Here is a 21,366-nt window from a genome sequence, read left to right on the forward strand (position 1 = left end):
TGTTATTGTTAACTGCGTTGTAATTCACCGTGAAGCCAACATTGCTCAATCGCCAATTGGTCGTTGAGTAATAGCATGTTGGCGGCACATCCCGGCTGCAGTTGGCCTAGTTGCGTAGCAAGGCCGAGGAAAGTCGCCGGCGTTTTTGAGGCCATATTCAGGGTTTGTGCTAAGGGAAAGCCCAAGTCGTTATGCGTGTTCTGTACCGCCTCAATCATTGATAGCACTGAACCAGCGATAGTGCCGTTCTCCAGCGTCAGCCGATTTTGCTGGCGATACACCTTCGCGCCTTGATAAAAGAAATGGTCAATGTCACTGCCGACAGGAGCCATGGCATCGGTTATCAGCATCAGCCGCTGTTCGCCTTTGACCTTAATCGCTAAGTGGCTGTTGAGCGGATGCACATGGTGATGGTCGACAATCAAGCCGCAATAGACTTGCTCACTATTTAACGCCGCGCCCACCAATCCTGGGCTGCGTCCGGTTAGCTGCGACATGGCATTAAATAGGTGTGTTGCCGCCGTCGCACCTGCATCAAAAGCGGCTAAACACTGTTCGGCAGTCGCATCTGAGTGACCAAGACTGATGATCACACCAGCGGCAGTCAGTTCGGCAATCATCTCAGGTGCGACCGTTTCTGGTGCCACGGTAAGCATCACTTGCCCTAAATCTTGCCGACAAAAAATATCGATATCTTGACGGGAGATCTGCCGAATACACTCAGCACTGTGCATACCTTTTTTGGCCAAACTCAGATGCGGCCCTTCAAAATGCACCCCGACAATACTGCCGTGCGGATACTGCTGCCGATAGGCCGCAATGGCATCTGCCCCTTGCTGCATCACCTCAAATTTATCGGTGATTAACGTGGGCATCATGCTGGTGGTACCGCAGGCCAAATGCGCTTGCGCCATCTGTCGCAGCGTGGCTACCGATGGGTCTTGGTTAAATTGCACTCCGCCGCCACCGTTCACTTGCACATCGACTAAGCCCGCGACTAAGGTGCCGTGTAATGGCGTGGCTTCGCTAGTTTGGCTGTCTGGTGTTAATGCGCTAATGCGGCCATTGTCGATAGTAAGCAGCACCTGTTCTAGCCACTCATGACCATCAAAAAGCCGATCTACTAAATATTGCCTCATAAGCTACCTACACAGTTTCGGTGACTTTTTTCAGCCCTTGCGGCTTATCTGGGTCAAGCCCCATAAACGCCGCGGCCAATTCGATATCGAGGTAAAATCGCTGCATGATCAATAGGGGTGCCAACAAAGGGGGAATATCCGCTATGTCCCAACCCAGCTCAAGTACAGCCGCGCCACGCTGTTTCACCTCATCAATCTGCTGTTGATGGAATGACGCTGATGCATCAGGGATTTTGATATCCAGCACAGTTAGTGCGCGATTAAGCAGTGAGATCGGACCATGTAAAAACTCGGCACTGCTAAAGGCCTCTGCCTGCACGCGACATACCTCTTTCATTTTCAGCGCCACTTCACGCGCAATGGCGTAACCAAAACCGCGGCCGAGCACCACACAACGCTCTAATGCCGCCACCTCTTGCGCGGGTAACTGCGGCGGCCGAGCAATGGTCTGTTCCAACCGTTGCGGCAGCAATGCCAGCGCATCAAGCAAATGACTGTCGGTGTTGACGTAAGCCACAATGCTCAACAATGCGGTGAGACTTGCCAGATAACTCTTAGTGGCGGCCACGGCTAACTCGGGCCCAGCGTGCAGCGGCACAAAAAAGTCCACCAGCGCTTCAAGTTTCGGTGCAGTGTCATTCACTAACGCCACACATAACGCGCCAGCTCGCTTGGCCATTTCAGTCTGCGCCACAATGTCGGGGCTTTTACCCGACTGAGAAATCACAATCACCAAGGCACGTTTTAGATTGAGCTGTTTGCCAAACACGCTGTTAACCGATGGCGCGGCGTGACACACAGGCAACCCGAGCTCAGTTTCAATCAGATACTTGGCAAATACACCGGCGTGATCTGAGGTGCCACGGCCAATCATGTAGACAAACTCGGGCTGAAACTGCTGGATCTGCTGCGCCAGCCGTTGATATTGCGCTTGATTACTTTGTAGTTGACGTCTTACCACGGCGGGCGTTTCGCTCGCTTCCAACGCCATACGAGTCTGAGCTGTAGTCATCATGATTCCTTAAACATCTGTTTGGCTAAGGCAACCGCCCCGTATTCCGGTGAACACAACGGCGACTTCAATAAACTTTTGGTGCTATCTGGCAGCCATTCCAACCAGCGGTTAGCGAGGCCGCCAATCACGGAGATCCGCTCTGGCTGACGTTCGCGCAAGCGGTCAATCAATTGCTGCAGATAGTCAGCGCCCTCCTGCATAATGCCGATGGCAAGCGCATCTTGTGCGGCAGCCGCCTTTATCACAACCGGGGCTAAGGTGGCGTAATCTTTCGGTAAAAACCGCAAGGCCTTGGTCACGAGGTCATCAGCGGAGCCCACCTGTAGCGTGTTACAAACATCGCGAACAAAGTCGCTTTGTGGCAATAGGCCATCAAAACTATCCAGCACTAACCCAATGGCACGCCAACCTAGCCACGCGCCACCCGCTTTATCACCCAACGGAAAACCATGCCCGCCCAGCAGCTGTTGCTTGCCTGCCACACAGGCAAAGGCGGAGCTACCCGTACCAGTAATCACGATTGCGCCTTCATGGCCGCCATGGGCGCCGAGGCAAGCAACGTGTAGATCGGTGGTGACAAAGCGTTGTTTGAACGGGTGCTTCCACGCCTCAATCAAATGATAATATTTAGGGATATTGACCCCGGCCAAGCCCAGCACGGCGTTCACTTTCGATAAATCGTTTGCTGAAAAGCCCGCGTTAACCAATGCATCGCGGCCAGCCGAGGCGATAGAGTCAAATGCCAACTCGGCGTCATGCACCGGGTTGGCAGGTCCAGCTATGCCCTCACCCAGCAGCTCACCGTTGGCCAACTCTAGTCGCGCCTTACACTTACTGCCGCCGCCATCAATCCCTAGGTACAATTCGTGCTTCATCAACTACCCTTTCGTTAAGTCATTCATCCAATGAACCGCTGTATCACGCTTAGTGCTCAACTGCTGATTAAATTTTGATAAATATCTGTTTGCGATAGAGCCACCACACTGGCAGCGCACATACGGCAAAGAACAGCACCGCCCAAATACCCACGCTGAAAAACTGGCTCATGCCGATGCTTTGGCTCCAGCTGACATAGCTGTCATGCACTGACTGCCCTCCCACCTGCCAATCCAGTAATTTTTCAATGACAACGTGGATCACGTAGGCACTGATAGCGTTCGCACCAAACACCAGCGGCAGATAGGTAGCAAAGCGAAACTGTTTAATATCGGTGTACCACAACAGTGCTGCGAGACTCATAGCGCCCATACCGCCAGTCACTAATACAAAGGGGCTCGACCAGATCTGCTTAATCATCGGGAAGGCCAAACTCCACACACAACCGAGGCAGAACAAACCAAACCCCATCAAGCATAACTGCATTACCCGTTCAGTCAGCGGCGTCGAGGCCATGACTATCCGTCCCATCAACAGGCCGATAATCCCAGTGACGATTGCAGGAAAAGTGCTGAGCAAACCTTCTGGGTCCCAATCGCCCCGCCACAACATGCCGGGCATAAATTGATCAAACCAATTGATGATATTGTGGCCGCGCTCCAACTGTCCGGCGGCCAGCCCTGGTGCTGGCACCAGTAAGATGAATAGCCAGTAAAGCACTAAAATGGCACCACCGAGTTGGACCAACTGTTTAGTAGAGCAATAGATAGCAAGAAAACAGCAGGCGCAGTACACCAAGGCGATACGCTGCAGCACACCGAGGACACGGACTTGTTCAAAGTGGGTATAAAACAGGTTTACCACCATACCGAGCACAAACATGATCAACGTGCGTTTGAGCACCTTGCGCACGATCGGCGCCATATCAGCGTTCGGGGCAACATTCTTAAAGCCAAGGCTAACGGCGGCACCGACAATCAAAATAAAGAAGGGGAAAATTAGGTCTGCAAAGTTAACACCAATCCAATAGGCATGAGATAGCTCACCATAGGTGTCAGGACTGTTGACCACAATCATGGCCATCATGGTGAGTCCGCGGAATAGGTCGAGGGCGACGAGGCGCTTTTTTGTTGGAGATTCAGTCATAGTTATTTGTTTTATTTTAGAGCACTTTTTATTAACCTAACGTTATCATGTCAACGTTGTCAAACAATAAATGACCACTAAGCGCTAGATAAACAATAAATGACCACTAAGCGCTAGATAAACAATAAGCAGTTGTTAACACCATGTATTTTATTGCGATGTAGTATTAATCACCGTATGCTGGCCGAGTCTTAATCACAGAGGTTCACAGACCCTATGGCGCCAATCACGAAGAAGCCCACAATCAAGGATGTTGCCAAGCTTGCCGGTGTATCGTTTAAAACGGTGTCACGGGTGGTGAATAACGAGGCCAGCGTCAGTGATGCCGTGCGCGACAAAGTGAATGAGTGCATTAAAAAACTGAATTACCGCCCCAATCACACTGCTAGAACCATGCGTAAAGCGCCGTTTTCTCTCGCGTTTGTCTACGACAACCCTAACAGTAACTATGTGATTCAAATGCAAAATGGCATTATTTCAGAATGCCGTAAGCAGGGGTTTGAGCTAGTGATCCGCCCAACGGACTCTAAAGCGGAAGATGTGGGAAAAGAGCTGGCGGCCATGATTGGCTCTAACCAAATCGGCGGAGTCATCCTAACGCCACCGTTATCAGAGAACCGCGCCTTGGTGACCTTCTTACTCAATCAAGGGGCCAAAGTGGTACGGATCCTCTCTGGCAGTGAGCCACCAGATGAATTAGCGCCAGTGATCTACGTTGATGACGTCGCCGCCGGTGAAGATATTACCGCGTATTTGCTGCAACTGGGCCATCGCCGTATCGCCTTTGTCGGCTACAATCCATCTCACGAATCTAGCCGTGGCCGTTTACAGGGATATCAGCAAGCCCATGATAAATATGGTGTTAGTGTCGATAAAAATCTGATTATTGAAGGGGAATTTACCTTTGAGTCTGGGTTGAAAATGACCCAAGCGCTACTGGATAAAGCGCCACAACGCCCCACCGCCATCTTTGCTTGTAACGATGAAATCGCCGCGGGTGCAGTGTTTATGGCGCGCTTACAAAACCTGCGTATTCCAGAAGATATCTCCATTGTTGGCTTTGAAAACAGCCCGTTTTCAGTGCAAACCCTGCCACACCTGACCACCATGGATCAGCCAAACTTTGATATTGCCGCCAGTGCTGCCGCGCTAGTTATCTCGCTGATGCAGGAACAAAAAGAGATTAAGGCTACCTCAAAGGGCTTCAATCCTAAGCTACTGATTAGAGACTCAGCGACTCGGCCTGAGGCCAATTAAGCCCCCCGTATTGCATAATTTTTGTGCCATTTTGTGACCTCCACAGTGCCTACCCTCGGCTTGCCCAAAACCCCAAATGTCCAAATAACCAGCAATCATTAACACTCTTAACAGTGTCAACGACTAGTGAACATTTTAGTCACAAATGAATTTGACAACGTTGACAACCAATGTTAGCGTCAATTTGCAATGGTGAAAAAATCACCTTAACAACAAAACAAAAATTGCACTTTCAGCTGTTTCGACATCGGTTGAATCGTTATCAACAAGTAGTGAAAAGCAGGTAGGACACCATGACAACGTCACCAAAATTCGCTCCGCCAAAGCCCTCCATTCTCGCAAGCGCTGTCGTTTGTGCGTTGGGGTTCATGCCATTTGCCCATGCGGAGGATACCCCTAATCCTTCAGGCGATGATCAGATAGAACGTATTTCGGTCACCTATCAAGCGAGCTTGGCCAAAGCCGCTTCGATGAAAAAGGAAGACACTAAAGTTACTGACGTCATCACATCAGAGGATATTGGTAAGTTTCCCACTGAAAATATCGCCGAAGCGATTCAACGTATTCCGGGGGTGCAGATCTCCAACATCAACGGCCGTGGCTCAACCATCAGTGTGCGTGGTTTAGGGGCGCAATATGCCAAAACCACAGTGAACGGCCAAACATTAGCGAGTGCTGACTTCACCAGCGGCTTTCGCTACGACATCATTCAATCTGAGTTGGCATCGTCAATTGAGGTGATTAAGTCCCCCACGGCGGATATGGATACTGGCGGTTTGTCTGGCACAGTCAACATCGACACCACGAACCCGCTGTCGTACAACGAACGTAAGATATTGACCTCAATTAAAGGTCAGTATTCTGAATATTCACCGACTGATGATGTCACCCCCAAAGGCAACATCACCTATATCGACCAATTCAATGACAACACCCTCGGGGTGTTTTTGAATGCCGGTTATCAGAAACTCGATGACCGTGTAGATAACGTTTGGATGGATCGTTGGTTCACCGATGACGATGGTGATTACTTCCCACGGCGGCCACGTTTCCGCCGTATCGACCGCGAGACCAACCGCTATTTAGGTAACGGTGCCATTCAATGGCGTCCATTCGATCACTTTGAAACTAAGCTGACCGCCATCTACGCCAAAGATAAAACTGATCAAGATTTGAACCAGCAAGTGTTCCTGTTTGACCGTGATGAGATTGAGCTGCACGGTACGCCTACCGACGGTGTATATACCCAAGAAACCATTCGCGACTTCACCTTGGAAAATAACCGTCAATTAGAGAAAAAAGATGCCACTAGCGAAGCATTCACTTGGGACGCGAAATACGATACCGATTACTGGACGTTCTCCGGCGTAGCGCATTACACCAAAGGTAAAGCCACCCACAGTGAAGAAGCGGCGATTCTGGCCACGGTTATCCCTGAAGCCACCTTAGATATCTCGAATCGCAATATTAACTTTGCCCTGTCTGAAGACTTAACCGATCCATCGCTCTACCCAATGGATATGCCGCGTAACGAATATCCTAACGGCCAGACCCAATATATGAGTGCCGACGAAACCGCCTTCCAAGCCGATGCAGCGCGCATGTTTGATGAGGGCTTCCTGCGCTCAGTTAAATTTGGGGTGAAATACCGTAAAGAGCAGTTTGAACGTAGCGTGTATCGCACCGACCGCGCATCTATTGGTGAAGCGGCTGATGAAGATTTGCCTCCAATGACTGACTACAACTTTATGGTGCGCGATTTCTTGGACGGAGAGATGAATATTCCTGGGGCGTGGATTGCGCCAGATATTCAAGCCTACCGCGATGCGTTGGCCGCCGAAGGTGCCGTTGTCCCCACCTTCTTTGCCGCGCAGTCAAGTTATAGCGTGACGCGTGACATCTTAGCGATGTATGCCGAAGCCAACTTCGACACCTTCATTGGCGACATGCCATTCCGCGGTAACCTAGGTATGCGTTATGAAACCACTGACCGTGATATCGATACCTACTTAACGGGCGATGTAAACCCGCAGAACGAAGAGATCCGTGAGGTCATCGGCACCTACACCACCAGTTATGACTATCACAACTTCTTGCCAAGCATGAACTTAGTGCTAGAGATGACCGATGAAGTGTTAGCACGTTTAGCCGCCGCCAAAGTGCTCGTTCGCCCAATTCTGACCTCAAATACTCAGATTGCTGCGTCTGAAAGCTCATCAGCTAACTCGTTTGGTACCCGTACTTACGATATCAACTTGGGTCAGCCAGAGATGAAAGCAATGACCGCCAACCAAGTCGACTTTGGTTTGGAATGGTACTACGGCAACGGTAATAGCCTGACCATGACCTTATTCTGGAAAGAGATCATGAACGGCACCGTGACCGATTACATCTGTCCATCAGAATACAACGGTACTGAGCTGACGGGTACAGGCGCTGAGTGTTACGACGCCGATGGCAACATCTTTGAAATCTCCAGCACCTACAACACCTCAAACAGCATTGACCTAAAAGGCTACGAAATTGGTTGGAACCAGTCGTTAGACGCTTGGCTGCCGATCGCGGGCTTTGGGATTAACGCCAACTTCACATATATCGATGCCGATGAGTCAGAAGATTTTGTGCTGACTAACTCTTCGGAACGCACTTGGAACGTAATTGCCTACTGGGAAAACGACACCTTCAGCGCTCGCGTAGCGATGAACCATCGTAGTCCATACACCCAAGATAGCTCAGATTCGTTCTTCGCCCGTGAAGGTCGCGTCGTTGATGGTCGTGAGCAAGTGGATGTGATTTTAGGCTACAGCCCAACCGAGAACATTGATATCCGCTTTGGCGCAATCAACGTCACTGGTAAAAATGAGGAAGCCTACTTCGCCGACACCATGAAAGTGTGGCAAACCACCAGTGCAATTGGTCGTAGCTATTACATGAACCTAATGTACAGCTTCTAACTAAGTCACCAACAACAGGCCTGCACGCTAGCTGGCCCGTTGTTGCTCTTAGTCTCTGTTTCCTTTTGTTCAGCGACAGGAATGTATAAATGCCGCAAACATCTTCTCCGTTTTTGAGCACCTTGGGCTTAATGTTCAGCCTGTCAGTGACCTTTGCTAGCCACGCTGCCGCCCCTGTCTCCAGTGAGGCAACCGCAGCTAAAGCTGTATTGCAACGCATTACTGGCTCGGCGCTCCCCCATGTTGATATGACACTCATTAGTGATGACCAAGCAGACGACTGGTATCAAGTCTCCGCCCAACATGGGGTGTTGAATATTACTGGCAACAGCAACAACGCCATCACTTATGGGGCATATCAATATCTACGCTCTCAAGGTGAATTATCCGTCAGTTGGGAGGGCAAGCGGGTCGCATTGCCGCAAAGCTACGCCGATGTCACCCCATTTAAAGTCAGTTCGCCTTTTGCCAAACGTGCTTACCTCAACGTTTGCGCCTATGGCTACACTACGCCGTGGTGGGGCTGGCAACGTTGGCAGCAAGAGATAGACTGGATGGCGCTGCATGGCGTGAATAATCCGGTTGCCATGGAAGGCCAAGAATATGTATGGCAGCAACTGTGGCGCGAGTTTGGTGTGTCAAATCAACAACTGGCGGACTATTTCTCAGGTCCAGCGTTTGCGCCATGGCAACGTATGGGCAATATTGAAGGCCATCAAGGGCCGTTGCCACAAAGCTGGATTGATAAAAAGCATCAGCTACAACTGCAAATTCTTGAGCGCATGCAACAGTTGGGCATGGAACCGGTAGTACCTGCGTTCAGCGGTTATGTACCGAAGCAGTTCAAAGACCTGTTCCCGCAAGCCAAAATCTATGAAATGCCGAAGTGGACAGGCTTCGCCCATGAAACGTACTGGCTCGATCCAGCAGATCCGCTGTTTAAAAAAGTGGCCAAGCGTTTCATTGAGCTTTATACCCAAGCTTATGGCAAACATAAGTACTACCTGTCCGACGCCTTCAATGAGATGTTGCCGCCGGTATCTACAGCACATCGTGAGCAAGAGTTGGCAGATTACGGCCAACGTATCTACCAATCGATTCAGCAAGCGGCGCCCGATGCCACATGGGTAATGCAAGGCTGGATGTTCGGTGCTGACCATGAATTTTGGGATCAAAAAGCCGTATCAGCCTTTTTGAGTAAAATCCCCAACGACAAAATGATGATCCACGATATCGGCAACGACCGTTATCACGTCTGGCAAGGTACTGACGGTTTTAAAGGTAAACCGTGGATCTTCGGCTTTATCCATAACTATGGTGGTAGTGACCCGATTTATGGTGACTTTGGTGACTATGTCAGCCAACTAAACACAGTAACAACCGCCCAAAATGCCGGCGATTTGCAAGGCTTCGGCGTGTTCCCTGAAGGCTTACACAGCAACTCCATTGTGTATGAATTCTTGTTCGATTTGCCGTGGCAACAACACCCCGATATTAACCAGTGGTATCAGCAATATAGCCAAGCGCGCTACGGTAAGACCACCGCCGAACTATTAGCTGCATGGCCTCACTTGGTGGCAGGTGTGTACCAAGTCACTTACTGGACATCACGCTGGTGGGAAGGCTCAGCCGGAGCATACCTGCTGATGAAACGTCCAACTAGCGCCACAGCGGAGTTTCCTGCTCATCCGGGCAACTTAACCCAGTTGGATGCTGGTATTAACCAATGGCTGGCATTCGCTGATGATTATGCTGATGTGCCGCTATTCCAATATGACTTAGTCGATTTGGTGAAGCAGTCTGTTTCGCTACACAGTGATGCACTGCTGCAGCAAGCCGTTGCGGCTTATCAAGCGGGTGATATCAAAGCGGGCGATGCAGCTGCCAGCAAGTTTGCGCTGCTAATGACTAAGCTGGACAAACTGATGGGGTTGCATCAAGAAACCTTGCACAGCTGGCTAAGTGATGCTGCTGCGTATGGTGATAATCCACAAGAGCAACGCTATTACGTGCATAACGCTAAACTGCAAATCACCCAATGGGGCGGCACTAAGTTGAAGGATTACGCCTCTAAAGCATGGCAAGGTATGTATGCCGATTACTACTTGCCACGTTGGCAGTTGTATCTGCAATTGCTACGTGGAGCACAAGTCAGTAAACAGCCATTGGATGACGCAGCGGCGCAACAAGCCGTGATTGATTGGGAATCAAGCTGGATTAATGACCCAAGTATTCCTGAACAGCAAGTGCCGGAGCAGCCGATAGCACAAGCCAAAGCATTAATGCTACTCGTCGCACAATAACCCACGACAGAGACTAAAAAGCCCTGCGGTAGTCATATCGCAGGGCTTTCTCTTTGCTATCTATGAGCTACTGACTTTACCGAACGCCTTGGCAGTTGAGCCAATCTGCTCTAACCCACGCTGCTGAAGCGCGCTATCATTTACGTATGTAGTACAGCGCCACGCTGGTAAACAACACACTCGGCATAATGGCGCCGAAGAAAGCTGGCAAGTCATACACTAAAGTCAACGGGCCGAAGATTTCGTTGCAAATATAGAACACGAAACCTGAAATCACCCCAAGTACAATACGCGCGCCCATGGTTTGCGATCGCAACGGACCAAACACAAACGATAGCGCCACCAACATCATCACCGCCACCGTTAACGGCTGAATCAACTTATGCCAGAACGCGAGTTGATAACGGCTCGAATCTTGGTTGTTCGACGCCAAATAATCGATGTACTCGACCAAGCCTTGAATGGATAACGCATCAGGCTTAATCGACACCACGCTTAGCTTGTCTGGGGTTAAGGTAGATTCCCAACGCTGCGTAGGATGCTGCTCAATGACCACTTGGTCTTGCTCAATAGCCGAGCGCTGCGTTTGCTGCAGATTCCACGCATTATCATCGTAATAAGCGTCTTTAGCGTGCACCACATACTGCAGATGCAGATTTCCATCAAAACCGTACAACGTCACATCACCTAAGTGATCCACACTCTCTATACGGCCAATATTGATAAACATATTGCCATCACGCGCCCACACGCCACGTTGTGACTTAATCAAATTACCGCCGGACACCTTGGTCGCCCGCAATTCTTTGGCCTTCAACTCAGCCGCTGGTGCGCCCCACTCGCCCAGTATCATGATCATCAGCATCAATGGCACCGCGGTTTTCATCGCCGATAACGCGATTTGAAAACGCGACATACCGGAAGCTTGCATCACCACCAGTTCTGAGTTCGATGCCAGCATGCCCATACCAATCAAGGCACCCAGTAACACCGCCATCGGAAAAAACAGCTCAATATCACGCGGGATCAGATACACCACATACATGGCCGCATCAAACATGCTGTAAGTACCACGGCCAACTAAACGCAGTTGGTCCACCCATTTGATGATGCTAGACAGACCTGTCAGTACCAGCAAACACAAGGCTGATGAGCTAAGCAATACGCGGGCAATGTACCAATCTAAAATCTTCATCATGCCGCTGCACCTCGCCGCCGGAACATGCCCATCATTCGCACCCCCAATGGTCGCTCTTTACTCAACAACAGTACGCCAATCAAAAACGCAGCGCCATGGATCCACCACATGCCCAACGCCAGCGGGATCACTTCATCCTGCAGGGCTTTGCGGCCAGCGACCAACAAACCGAAATAACCGAGATAGAGCAAAATTGCCGGGAACAGTTTGGCAAATTTACCTTGCCGAACATTGACGCGCGCCAAAGGTACAGCAATCAGCGTCACTAAGAGAATCGCTACGGGTACCGCCATACGCCACTGCATTTCAGCTACGGCTTCTGGCGCATCATTATCTAATAATTCAGAGGTTGGCAGCGCTGACAGCTTACGGTCACGTTCATCCACCTCTTGCTCTTTAATCTGCGTTTGATAAGCACCAAACTCAATAATTTGGAAATCCTTGCGATGCAATGAGCCTTGATAACGCACACCGTCGTTAAGCTTTAGGCTCTCGCCACCAGAATCATCTTCAGTAACGCGGCCCCCTTGCGCTACCACCAGATTGGCGATACCATCGACATCATCAGGATCTGGCTGCTGCGCCACAAAAACGCGCTCAAGCTCGTTGTTTTTGCCTATTTTCTCAACAAAAATTACCGCACGGCCGTTGGGACTGGCTTGGAAACGCCCCTGAATCAACGCCGCTAATCCCGCTTCGGACTTGGCCTTTTCTAGCACGAGATTCTTCTGTTCTTCCGCCCATGGCGTGACGTACAGCGACAACGCCGCGGCCACCACACAGTTAAATACCGCCACCAGCAACATGACACGGGCAACATACCACTCACTGATTCCAACACTATGAAAAATAACCATTTCATTCTCGGCATACATACGACCGTGCGCAAGTAGAATCCCGAGAAAGAGACTGAGCGGCAGGATTAACCCCGCCAATTCTGGCATGTTAAGCGCGATGAGCTTCATCACAATGGAAGCTGGGAAATCGCCATCGGAAGCGTCGGAGAGAACACGCACGAATTGTTGGCTGATAAAAATAGCCAGTAGCACGGAGAGCACTGCCGCTTGGGACTTAAGTACTTCTCGGATTAAGTATCTGAATACAATCACAGGCAGGATCCGCTTTCTAAACTTATCTTTTTGCTGGTAACAGAGTATCTTTTATGTAAACTGTCAACTTTTGACAATTTTCTGTCATTTTCAGTTATTGCCGCCTTTTTTAACAGGCAATTTCAATAACCTGCTTATTTTTCAGACAATGACTGTAACAGAAGATTCCGCCGTTTGCGGATGCAAGCGGGCATTATCTAATAAATAAAAATATTTGTCTTTAAAAGAATCTAGGAGAGCTCATGGAGTTTAGCGTTAAAAGCGGTAGTCCAGAGAAACAACGCTCTGCGTGTATCGTTGTCGGCGTGTATGAACCACGTCGCTTGTCTGGTATTGCGGAACAACTGGACAAAATCAGCGAAGGCTACATCAGCAACTTGCTACGCCGCGGCGATTTGGAAGGTAAATCGGGCCAAATGCTACTGTTACACCATGTGCCTAACGTACTGAGCGAACGGGTTTTATTGGTTGGCTGTGGTAAAGAGCGTGAGCTGGACGAGCGCCAATACAAGCAGATTATCGCCAAGACTATCAACACCCTAAACGAAACTGGTTCAATGGAAGCTGTGTGCTTTCTGACGGAGCTGCACGTGAAAGGCCGCGACACCTACTGGAAAGTACGTCAAGCGGTTGAAACCACCAATGCCTCGCTGTACAGCTTCGATAGCCTGAAAACCCGTAAAGGTGAACCACGTCGTCCACTGCGGAAAATGGTATTTAACGTACCAACCCGCCGTGAATTGACCGTTGGTGAACGTGCTATTGCCCATGGTACAGGCGTATCAGAAGGGATGGCACTGTGCCGCGATGTGGCTAACATGCCACCAAACATCTGTAACGCAGCGTACCTAGCGACTCAAGCCCAACAGTTAGCTGAAACTTGCGATGTGTTGACCGTGACCACCGTTGGTGAAGAGAAAATGGCCGAACTAGGCATGCACTCGTACTTAGCTGTAGGCCGCGCCAGCGCTAATGAATCACTGATGACTGTGATGGAATACAAAGGCGACAAAGACGCTAACGCCAAACCTATCGTATTGGTAGGTAAAGGGCTAACCTTTGACGCGGGGGGTATTTCATTGAAACCAGGCGAAGGCATGGATGAAATGAAATACGACATGGGTGGCGCTGCGGGTGTATTGGGCACCATGAAAGCCATCTGTGAAATGAAGCTACCAGTTAACGTGATTGGTATTTTGGCGGGCTGTGAGAACATGCCATCAGGCAATGCTTATCGTCCGGGCGACATTCTGACCACCATGAGTGGCCAAACCGTTGAAGTGCTGAACACCGATGCCGAAGGTCGTTTGGTGCTGTGTGACGTACTGACCTACGTTGAACGTTTTGACCCTGAAGTGGTCGTTGATACCGCCACGCTGACGGGGGCTTGTGTGATTGCGCTGGGTAAACACGCAAGTGGCTTATTCTCATCACATAACCCACTGGCACACGAGCTGCAAAACGCGGGTGAGCAAAGTGGTGACCGCTGCTGGCGCATGCCATTGTGGGATGAATACCAAGAGCAGTTGGATAGCCCATTTGCCGATATGGCCAACATTGGTGGTCGTCCTGCTGGTTCAATTACTGCGGCTTGCTTCCTGTCGCGCTTCACTAAGAAGTACAACTGGGCGCATTTGGATGTAGCTGGTACCGCGTGGAACAGTGGCGCGAACAAAGGATCAACTGGGCGTCCAGTACCAATGTTGACTCAGTTCGTGTTGAACCGCTCTGGTGTAGAACAAGGCGACTAATTTCGCTGGTAGGTAAAAACGAGGCCAAGTGCCTCGTTTTTTACCCACCCAATCCGCAACAGCCCCACTAATGAAATATCCGGCAACTCGCTGCATTTAAGATTTTGTTACTAATTCTTCATTGGACTACGTGATATAGATCAAGTACCTTTCGTGGTTATATAGCATTGGCAAACTCTGATTAACTACCTTGTTTCAGCATCTGATCCAGCGAAATAAAACATGGCTAGCACTGTTTATTGTGCTTTGGCTGACTGCATGGCAGTCGGTCGCCATTGCGCACGTCGCTGACCAGCCACTGACACATGATCATACCCATTGTTTGCTGTGTAATTTTGGTAGCCAGCCTGCAACAGGTCCCGTTGCCGTTCCTACTCCCATTATCACTGCAGTGCTGGTCTCCGTTGTTGCAGAACCAGTCTACAGCCAACCTACGGTAGCGCATACACGTCGCCAACAAGCCCGAGCTCCACCTGCCCTTGCCTAAGCTAAAACCACAATTTCACATTTAAAATTTATGCTTATCAAAAAGGACAGGCACAATGAAGCTTGCTGTATTAACTCTGGCACTGGCATCTGCTGGTGTGTCATCTACTGTATTCGCAGCGCAACTGCAAGGTAAAGTAACTGATAGTCGAGGCAAAGGTATTGCTAATACTGTGGTTGCCGTGGACGGTGGTTCACAAACCAACACCGATGCTCAAGGTAATTATTCGCTAAATGTGGCCGATAACAGCCATCTGCATCTGCACATCAGCAACAACAACTATAAGCACGCCGAGCGTGATATCCAAAGTGGCACTGCGGCGCAGACCGAGAATTTCACCCTCGTCGGTTCTAAGATTGAAAATATCGTGGTGACGGCCTCAGCCTTGGGACGTTCAGCGCTGGAAAGTAGCAGTCCAGTATCAGTGTTGACCGAAGATCAACTTAAGCTCAATACCGAACCTACTTTGGGCGATACCTTAGACAAATTGCCCGGCGTACAAGCGACCCACTTTGGTGCTGGCGCCAGCCGTCCAATCATTCGTGGTATGGACGGCCCTCGCGTACAAGTATTAGAAAATGGTTTATCTGTTGGTGATGCATCAACCGTTTCGGCCGACCACGCGGTAACCTCTGAAGCTGCTTCCGCACAACAAATTGAAATTCTACGAGGCCCAGGCACATTGATGTACGGGAATGGCGCGATTGGTGGTGTCGTTAACGTGGTAGATAAGCGCATTAGCGAACAACCCGTGAACGATTTCAGTGGCAGCGTCGGCGCACGTTATGATTCCGCCAGCGATGGTAAAACCGTGAATGCTGATCTGAATGGTGGCAACGGCGGCTTTAACTGGCACGTCGACGGCACGCGTCGTCGTACCAACTCTTACGATATTCCAGGCAATGCCATCAGCAGTGATGACAACAGCCAAGGCAAGGTAGATAACTCACAACTCGAATTAGATGAATATGCTGGCGGTGTTGGTTATACCGGTGACCAAGGGTATATCGGGGTGTCGGGGGTGCGTACCGAATCCAATTACGGTATTCCGCTCAAAGGGGAAGAAGGCGAGCCACACATCACCATCGATTTGAAAAAAACCGCATGGCAATTGCACGCTGGATTACTCGATCCATTTGCTGGTTTCTCTAAAGTACGTGTTGATGCGGGTTACACCGATTACCAACACGCTGAAGAGGAAAACGGCGATGCCGATACCTTCTTTTATAACAAACAAACTGAAGCGCGCTTGACCTTGAACAACAACCCTTGGGGTGAATGGCAAGGCACCATGGGGCTACACGTCGTTCACCGTGACTTTTCTGTGGTCGGTGAAGAACAACTTACGCCAAACAGTAATACCGACACCCTCGCGGCCTTTATTGTGCAAGAGCGCAAAGTGGGCGACTTCCGCTTTGAGTTAGGTGGCCGTATTGAGCACTACAAACTCGATCCAGAAACCATGACCTTAGACACCCTGCTGGGCGAAGAGGAATATCAACCAGAGCAGCTGTCTGATACCAACTTCACCGGTTCTGCTGGCGTGGTGTGGGACTTTGATCCGTCATACAATGTAAGCGTATCGCTGACCCGTGCGGAACGTTCCGCTACTGCCGAAGAGCTGTTTAGCTACGGCCCACATGATGCGACCCAAAGCTTTGAATTAGGTTCGGCATTCCGCGTGGAAGATGGCAACATCATTACCAATGCCGCCAGCGCAGACAAAGAAGTCGCTAACAATATCGACGTGACTTTGCGTAAGCTTGACGGTGCGTGGACAGGCTCATTGAGCATGGCCTACAACCGCGTTGATAACTTCTTCTACGAAAACAACACTGGCTTAGTTGCTTCAGACCTAGTCAATAGTGATGAAGAAGGCGATATGCCGGTGTACCAGTTCCAGCAAGGTGATGCGGAACTGTTCTCGGTAGAAGCACAAGCTAACATTCCATTTAACGATACTTGGTCGTTAGATCTGTTCAGTGACTACACCCGCGCCAAGTTGGTGGATGGCGGTAACTTACCGCGTATTTCACCACTGCGTTTTGGCTCAACGCTGAACTTCGATCTGCAACAATGGCATGCTGACGTTGGTATGATAGCGTACTCAAAACAAGACAAGACCGGTGAAAATGAGACGGAAACCGCTGGCTACACTTTAGTGAATGCAGCCGTGACCTATCGTTTATTTGCCGACAACAGCGACATGTTTATCTACGTGAAAGGTAACAACCTCACCGACGTAGAAGCGCGCCCACACACCTCGTTATTAAAAGACTATGCTCCACTGATGGGCCGTAATGTAATGGTTGGTATTAACTACAACTTCTAAGTAACCGCCCTTCGTTAAAAAAGCGACGTAACCTTACGTCGCTTTTTTTATCTGTAACGCCAAACCATTACACTTAATTCAATAAAACCCAGCCAACACTAAAACTCCAATCAATTATTTACCAGTTTTGTTGCACTTTTTTCAGTCAATATCGACAAGATTGGTGCAGACATTGACCTAAAACTATGCAAAACCCAATATTAACCTTAAACAAACAAATGAAATTCATAGGGTTAACATTTGGCATAAAACCTGCTGTAGTTCAATTGCCTATCTATTACCGAATCTATAACAACAAGGAGTTATCCGATGGCAAAAAGCGACGCCCCAAATATCCAACGTCGTCAGTTTCTGAAATTTTCAGGAGCGTTGGCTGGTGGCGCAGCACTGACAGGACTCTCTTCAGCTGCTGTGGCTAAATCAAGCGAAGGAAGCAAAAGCTTTACTCCCCCTACTGCAGACAATCCGATTCGTATCTGCTGGAACGAAAACCCACTGGGTATGTCACCTAAAGCACAAGAAGTGGCGCGCGCTACCGTGGTAGAAGGTAACCGTTATCCATTTGTGGTGACGGGACAACTGCAAAAAATGATTGCTGACGATTACGGCGTATCTCCTGAGCATGTGTTGTTAACAGCGGGTGCCACTGAAGGCATTCGCGCAGCGATTGAAGCGTTAGCCGCACCGGACGTACAACTGGTGGTGCCAGCGCTAACGTTTGATGCTGCCGAAGAAACTGCCAAAGTTAACGGTATCACCAAGATCACCAAAGTGCCGATGCAAAAGGATTGGGGTATCGATCTGGCTGGCCTTAAAAAAGCAGTAGCGGACTACAACGGCCCATCTATTGTGTACTTTGTTAACCCAAACAACCCGACGGGTGCTATCAGCAAAGCTGATGATGTTGAAGCGTGGATTAAGAGTAAGCCAGCCAATACCATGTTCCTAATGGACGAGGCCTATGCGGAGTTTGCCGATGATCCTAACTTCCGCTCCGTAGGACCCATGCTCAAAGCGGGGGTGGATAATATCATCCTGCTGAAGACGTTTTCCAAACTGTTTGCCATGGCGGGGATGCGTGTCGGTTGGGTGGTCGCTACTCCAGAAATGATCGGCAAACTGCGTGAGAAAACGGCCTCTAACGCCCTTAACTTCCCTGCTATCAAAGCGGCTATTGCCTCGTGGGAAGACAAGCCATTTATCGCGTATAGCCGTCAAAGTAACGAAACGGCGCGTAAGATTTTGTTAGAAGTGTTCCATAAGCTCGATATCAAGTACGTACCATCTAACACTAACTTTATCTTCCAAAAACTGGATGTGCCGTTAAAAGATTATCAACAGCACATGAAAGACGCCGGTATTTTGGTGGGACGCGCGTTTCCACCAGCGGATGAATACTGCCGCGTCTCTTTAGGCACGCCGGAAGAGATGACCTTTGTGGCAAAAACCTTGTTAGATTTCCGCAAAAAAGGTTGGGTGTAACCCTATAACGAAACTAACTAAGAGCCGCCACATCGCGGCTCTTTTTCTTTTTAGTTGAGTCAAAAACAATTAAATCGTCAAGATATTGTCACCAACCTACTGATTAGTAACATATTTAATATGTACTTTTGGGTTTAATGTGGTCAATTTGACCCATTTGGTGACACCACCCATTGTTTTATTAGCGCTAGCTAACATTCCCCAGCAAATACCTCTAAATAGGTATCCCACTAATAAATCTTCCAGATGACAATGCCTAGTTAAAACTAAGCAACCTCCACGTTGAATTTTATGGAAATAATTCAAAATCTTAGCTTCAAAATGAAGTTGTTTCTGCTCGTCACTCCACCGATGTTCGGCGCCCTCATATTCAGCGCAATCCAACTCCAACAAGTCACCAACAATCGCTACGTCATAGAACAGGTAAAGCCGCTGGTTCAGCTATCCATTATTGGCGGAAAAATCGTGCACGAGCTGCAAAAAGAGCGCGGCACCACCGCGGGTTTTATTGGTTCAGGCGGACACAACTTCGGCGACAAGCTAGCGCAGCAACGCCGACAGACCGATACCGTACTGCAACAGCAGCAACCACAGATCCAAGCCTTATTAACTGAGTTGGCCGACAAGCAACCTGATGTGTATCGCCAAATCTCCGCTATTCAAGCGCAAATTGCCCAGTTACGACAACTGCGCAGCAAAGTTGATAGCTTAAGCCTGCCAGTGAAAGACGCCGCTAACTTCTATACCGAACTCAACACCCAATGGTTATCGCTCAGTGCCACCATTGCCAAGTTGTCGACCTTTAACGAGCTTACGGCTGAACTGCGTAATTACGCCACATTTATGCAAGCCAAAGAGTATGCTGGGCTTGAACGTGCCGTTTTGAGCGTGGTGTTTGGCAATGATCAGTTTCAGACTGGGCAGTATTTCAGCTTTGTGCGACTACAAACATTGCAAACGGCCTATCTGGCGTCATTTGCCCAATTTGCCTCACCCGCCATGTTGACTGAGTTAACTCAGCTCAACAACAGCAATGCGGTTAAACAGGTAGAAGGCTATCGCGCAGTCGCAAACCAACGCTATCTCAGCGGAAAGTTTGCGACCTCTAGCACTGAATGGTTTGCCGCTTCAACCGCGCGTATCGACCAACTCAAGCAAGTAGAAGATCACATCACTAGCCAAATCAGCCATCGTGTTGAGCAATTGAGTAACCGTGCACAGCTGCGTTTTATCGTGATGATTACCATCGCTATCGTGCTGATAGCGGTGACCATTGGGCTCACATTCTCCGTCAGCAAGACATTGATTAATCAAACCAATGTGCTGGCACAAACCATGAATCAAGTCACCCGTAGCCGCGATCTATCACTGCGAGTCACGGTACAATCAGAAGATGAACTGGGGCGCAGCGCAGCAAGCTTTAATACCCTGCTGCAAGTGTTGAGTGGAATGCTTAATGATATTGCCGCGAGCAGCGCTCAGCTCGTTACTGCGGCAGAGCAAACCACAACCGCCATAAAAGAGAACAGTCAGCAGTTAGACAAACAAAGCCACGAAACAGAATACGCGGCCACCGCTACCGAGCAGATGAATGCCACGGCGCACGAAGTTGCCCATAGCACCACCTTGACCGCCGACGCCGCTAACCGAGCAGCCGCCCTATCATCGGCGGGGGTAGCAGAAGTACAAAGCAGTACCCAGCATATGCAACAGCTCAATGAGCAAATCTCATGGGCCAACACTGCAGTGCTACAGTTACGAGATTCCAGCGCCGCGATCAATGATATTGTGGATGTGATTAAAGTCGTCGCCGAACAAACCAATCTGTTAGCGCTAAACGCGGCTATCGAGGCTGCTCGCGCTGGTGAACATGGCCGCGGTTTTGCAGTTGTCGCCGATGAAGTGCGCACACTCGCGCAGCGTACCCAAGATTCCACCCAGCAGATCGAAATGTTGGTGGCACGCTTTCAAAACGACGCTAACGGTGTGTCATCTGCGATTGAGGCCAGCTTTGAACACGTTAAAGTGTGTACCAGTCAAACTGAGTCGGTACAAGCCAAGTTGGGTGACATCAACAGCGCTATTGCGCAGATCACGGACATGTGTAGTCAAATTGCAACCGCAGCAGAGCAACAAGTCGCTACCACCAATGAGATTGCGCAGAACATTCGCACCATTAATGACATTGCCGTAAACAGTGCCAGTATGGGGGCACAAATCGCCACGGCGGCACAGCAGCAAACGGCATTAGCAACTGAGCAGCAAACCTTGGTGAATCGCTTTACCCTCGCCTAACGATAACAACAAGGCCATTCAG

At 49.6% G+C, this 21,366-nt stretch carries 13 protein-coding genes; 7 read left to right on the forward strand and 6 right to left on the reverse strand.

Annotated elements, in window-relative coordinates; genetic code table 11:
- Positions 1-8: 8 nt before the first annotated feature.
- The 4 genes from nagA to ACN0TT_RS01720 all read right to left on the reverse strand — a co-directional run bounded on the left by nagA (position 9) and on the right by ACN0TT_RS01720 (position 4,176).
- Positions 9-1,139 carry an N-acetylglucosamine-6-phosphate deacetylase gene (nagA, locus tag ACN0TT_RS01705; protein ID WP_417760409.1) on the reverse strand — a complete coding sequence of 377 codons (1,131 nt, stop codon included), beginning with the start codon at positions 1,137-1,139 and terminating at the stop codon, positions 9-11.
- A 7-nt stretch (positions 1,140-1,146) separates the two neighbouring features.
- Positions 1,147-2,151, reverse strand: a complete 1,005-nt coding sequence (gene nagB-II, locus ACN0TT_RS01710; RefSeq protein ID WP_417760410.1) for a glucosamine-6-phosphate deaminase NagB-II — start codon at positions 2,149-2,151, stop codon at positions 1,147-1,149.
- The gene (locus ACN0TT_RS01715) at positions 2,151-3,029 is read right to left on the reverse strand and encodes a BadF/BadG/BcrA/BcrD ATPase family protein (RefSeq protein ID WP_417760411.1); all 879 of its coding nucleotides are present in this window, start codon (positions 3,027-3,029) and stop codon (positions 2,151-2,153) included. Before ACN0TT_RS01715 ends, nagB-II begins: the two co-directional genes overlap by 1 nt.
- 67 nt (positions 3,030-3,096) lie before the next feature.
- Entirely contained in the window at positions 3,097-4,176 is a 1,080-nt protein-coding gene (locus ACN0TT_RS01720) for an acyltransferase family protein (RefSeq protein ID WP_417760412.1), read from the reverse strand.
- 216 nt (positions 4,177-4,392) lie between these two features.
- Here ACN0TT_RS01720 and ACN0TT_RS01725 point away from each other — a divergent pair, with 216 nt between their 5' ends.
- From ACN0TT_RS01725 to ACN0TT_RS01735, 3 genes are all read left to right on the forward strand, one after another.
- On the forward strand, positions 4,393-5,433 hold the full coding sequence (locus tag ACN0TT_RS01725) for a LacI family DNA-binding transcriptional regulator (protein ID WP_417760413.1): 1,041 nt from the start codon (positions 4,393-4,395) through the stop codon (positions 5,431-5,433).
- Positions 5,434-5,726: 293 nt separating this feature from the next.
- Entirely contained in the window at positions 5,727-8,387 is a 2,661-nt protein-coding gene (locus ACN0TT_RS01730; RefSeq protein ID WP_417760414.1) for a TonB-dependent receptor, read from the forward strand.
- Positions 8,388-8,476: 89 nt separating this feature from the next.
- A complete protein-coding gene (locus tag ACN0TT_RS01735; protein WP_417760415.1) occupies positions 8,477-10,690 on the forward strand; it encodes an alpha-N-acetylglucosaminidase in 2,214 nt (737 codons plus the stop codon).
- 136 nt (positions 10,691-10,826) lie between these two features.
- Here the strand turns inward: ACN0TT_RS01735 and lptG are convergent, their stop codons facing one another.
- Both lptG and lptF read right to left on the reverse strand, forming a co-directional pair.
- On the reverse strand, positions 10,827-11,885 hold the full coding sequence (lptG, locus tag ACN0TT_RS01740) for an LPS export ABC transporter permease LptG (protein WP_417760559.1): 1,059 nt from the start codon (positions 11,883-11,885) through the stop codon (positions 10,827-10,829).
- On the reverse strand, positions 11,885-12,997 hold the full coding sequence (lptF, locus tag ACN0TT_RS01745; protein WP_417760416.1) for an LPS export ABC transporter permease LptF: 1,113 nt from the start codon (positions 12,995-12,997) through the stop codon (positions 11,885-11,887). Before lptF ends, lptG begins: the two co-directional genes overlap by 1 nt.
- A gap of 242 nt (positions 12,998-13,239) precedes the next feature.
- Between lptF and pepA the strand changes: the two genes are divergently transcribed.
- From pepA to ACN0TT_RS01765, 4 genes are all read left to right on the forward strand, one after another.
- Complete coding sequence (pepA, locus tag ACN0TT_RS01750) at positions 13,240-14,748, forward strand: leucyl aminopeptidase (protein WP_417760417.1); 1,509 nt, start codon at positions 13,240-13,242, stop codon at positions 14,746-14,748.
- A gap of 542 nt (positions 14,749-15,290) precedes the next feature.
- The gene (locus ACN0TT_RS01755; RefSeq protein WP_417760418.1) at positions 15,291-17,567 is read left to right on the forward strand and encodes a TonB-dependent receptor; all 2,277 of its coding nucleotides are present in this window, start codon (positions 15,291-15,293) and stop codon (positions 17,565-17,567) included.
- Positions 17,568-17,876: 309 nt separating this feature from the next.
- Positions 17,877-19,049, forward strand: coding sequence for an aminotransferase class I/II-fold pyridoxal phosphate-dependent enzyme (locus ACN0TT_RS01760; RefSeq protein ID WP_417760419.1), 1,173 nt, complete (start codon positions 17,877-17,879; stop codon positions 19,047-19,049).
- A 321-nt stretch (positions 19,050-19,370) separates the two neighbouring features.
- Positions 19,371-21,344: a methyl-accepting chemotaxis protein gene (locus ACN0TT_RS01765; protein WP_417760420.1), complete on the forward strand. Its 1,974-nt coding sequence runs from the start codon at positions 19,371-19,373 to the stop codon at positions 21,342-21,344.
- The last annotated feature ends 22 nt before the right edge of the window (positions 21,345-21,366 follow it).

Source organism: Shewanella sp., assembly GCF_048265805.1.
Lineage (GTDB): Bacteria > Pseudomonadota > Gammaproteobacteria > Enterobacterales > Shewanellaceae > Shewanella.

Coding starts and splice junctions, on each gene's coding strand:
- ACN0TT_RS01730 (WP_417760414.1), top strand. CDS start 5,727: ATGACAACGTCACCAAAATTCGCTCCGCCAAAGCCCTCCATTCTCGCA.
- nagB-II (WP_417760410.1), bottom strand. CDS start 2,151: ATGACTACAGCTCAGACTCGTATGGCGTTGGAAGCGAGCGAAACGCCC.
- ACN0TT_RS01725 (WP_417760413.1), top strand. CDS start 4,393: ATGGCGCCAATCACGAAGAAGCCCACAATCAAGGATGTTGCCAAGCTT.
- lptG (WP_417760559.1), bottom strand. CDS start 11,885: ATGAAGATTTTAGATTGGTACATTGCCCGCGTATTGCTTAGCTCATCA.
- ACN0TT_RS01755 (WP_417760418.1), top strand. CDS start 15,291: ATGAAGCTTGCTGTATTAACTCTGGCACTGGCATCTGCTGGTGTGTCA.
- ACN0TT_RS01735 (WP_417760415.1), top strand. CDS start 8,477: ATGCCGCAAACATCTTCTCCGTTTTTGAGCACCTTGGGCTTAATGTTC.
- ACN0TT_RS01765 (WP_417760420.1), top strand. CDS start 19,371: ATGAAGTTGTTTCTGCTCGTCACTCCACCGATGTTCGGCGCCCTCATA.
- ACN0TT_RS01720 (WP_417760412.1), bottom strand. CDS start 4,176: ATGACTGAATCTCCAACAAAAAAGCGCCTCGTCGCCCTCGACCTATTC.
- pepA (WP_417760417.1), top strand. CDS start 13,240: ATGGAGTTTAGCGTTAAAAGCGGTAGTCCAGAGAAACAACGCTCTGCG.
- nagA (WP_417760409.1), bottom strand. CDS start 1,139: ATGAGGCAATATTTAGTAGATCGGCTTTTTGATGGTCATGAGTGGCTA.
- ACN0TT_RS01715 (WP_417760411.1), bottom strand. CDS start 3,029: ATGAAGCACGAATTGTACCTAGGGATTGATGGCGGCGGCAGTAAGTGT.
- ACN0TT_RS01760 (WP_417760419.1), top strand. CDS start 17,877: ATGGCAAAAAGCGACGCCCCAAATATCCAACGTCGTCAGTTTCTGAAA.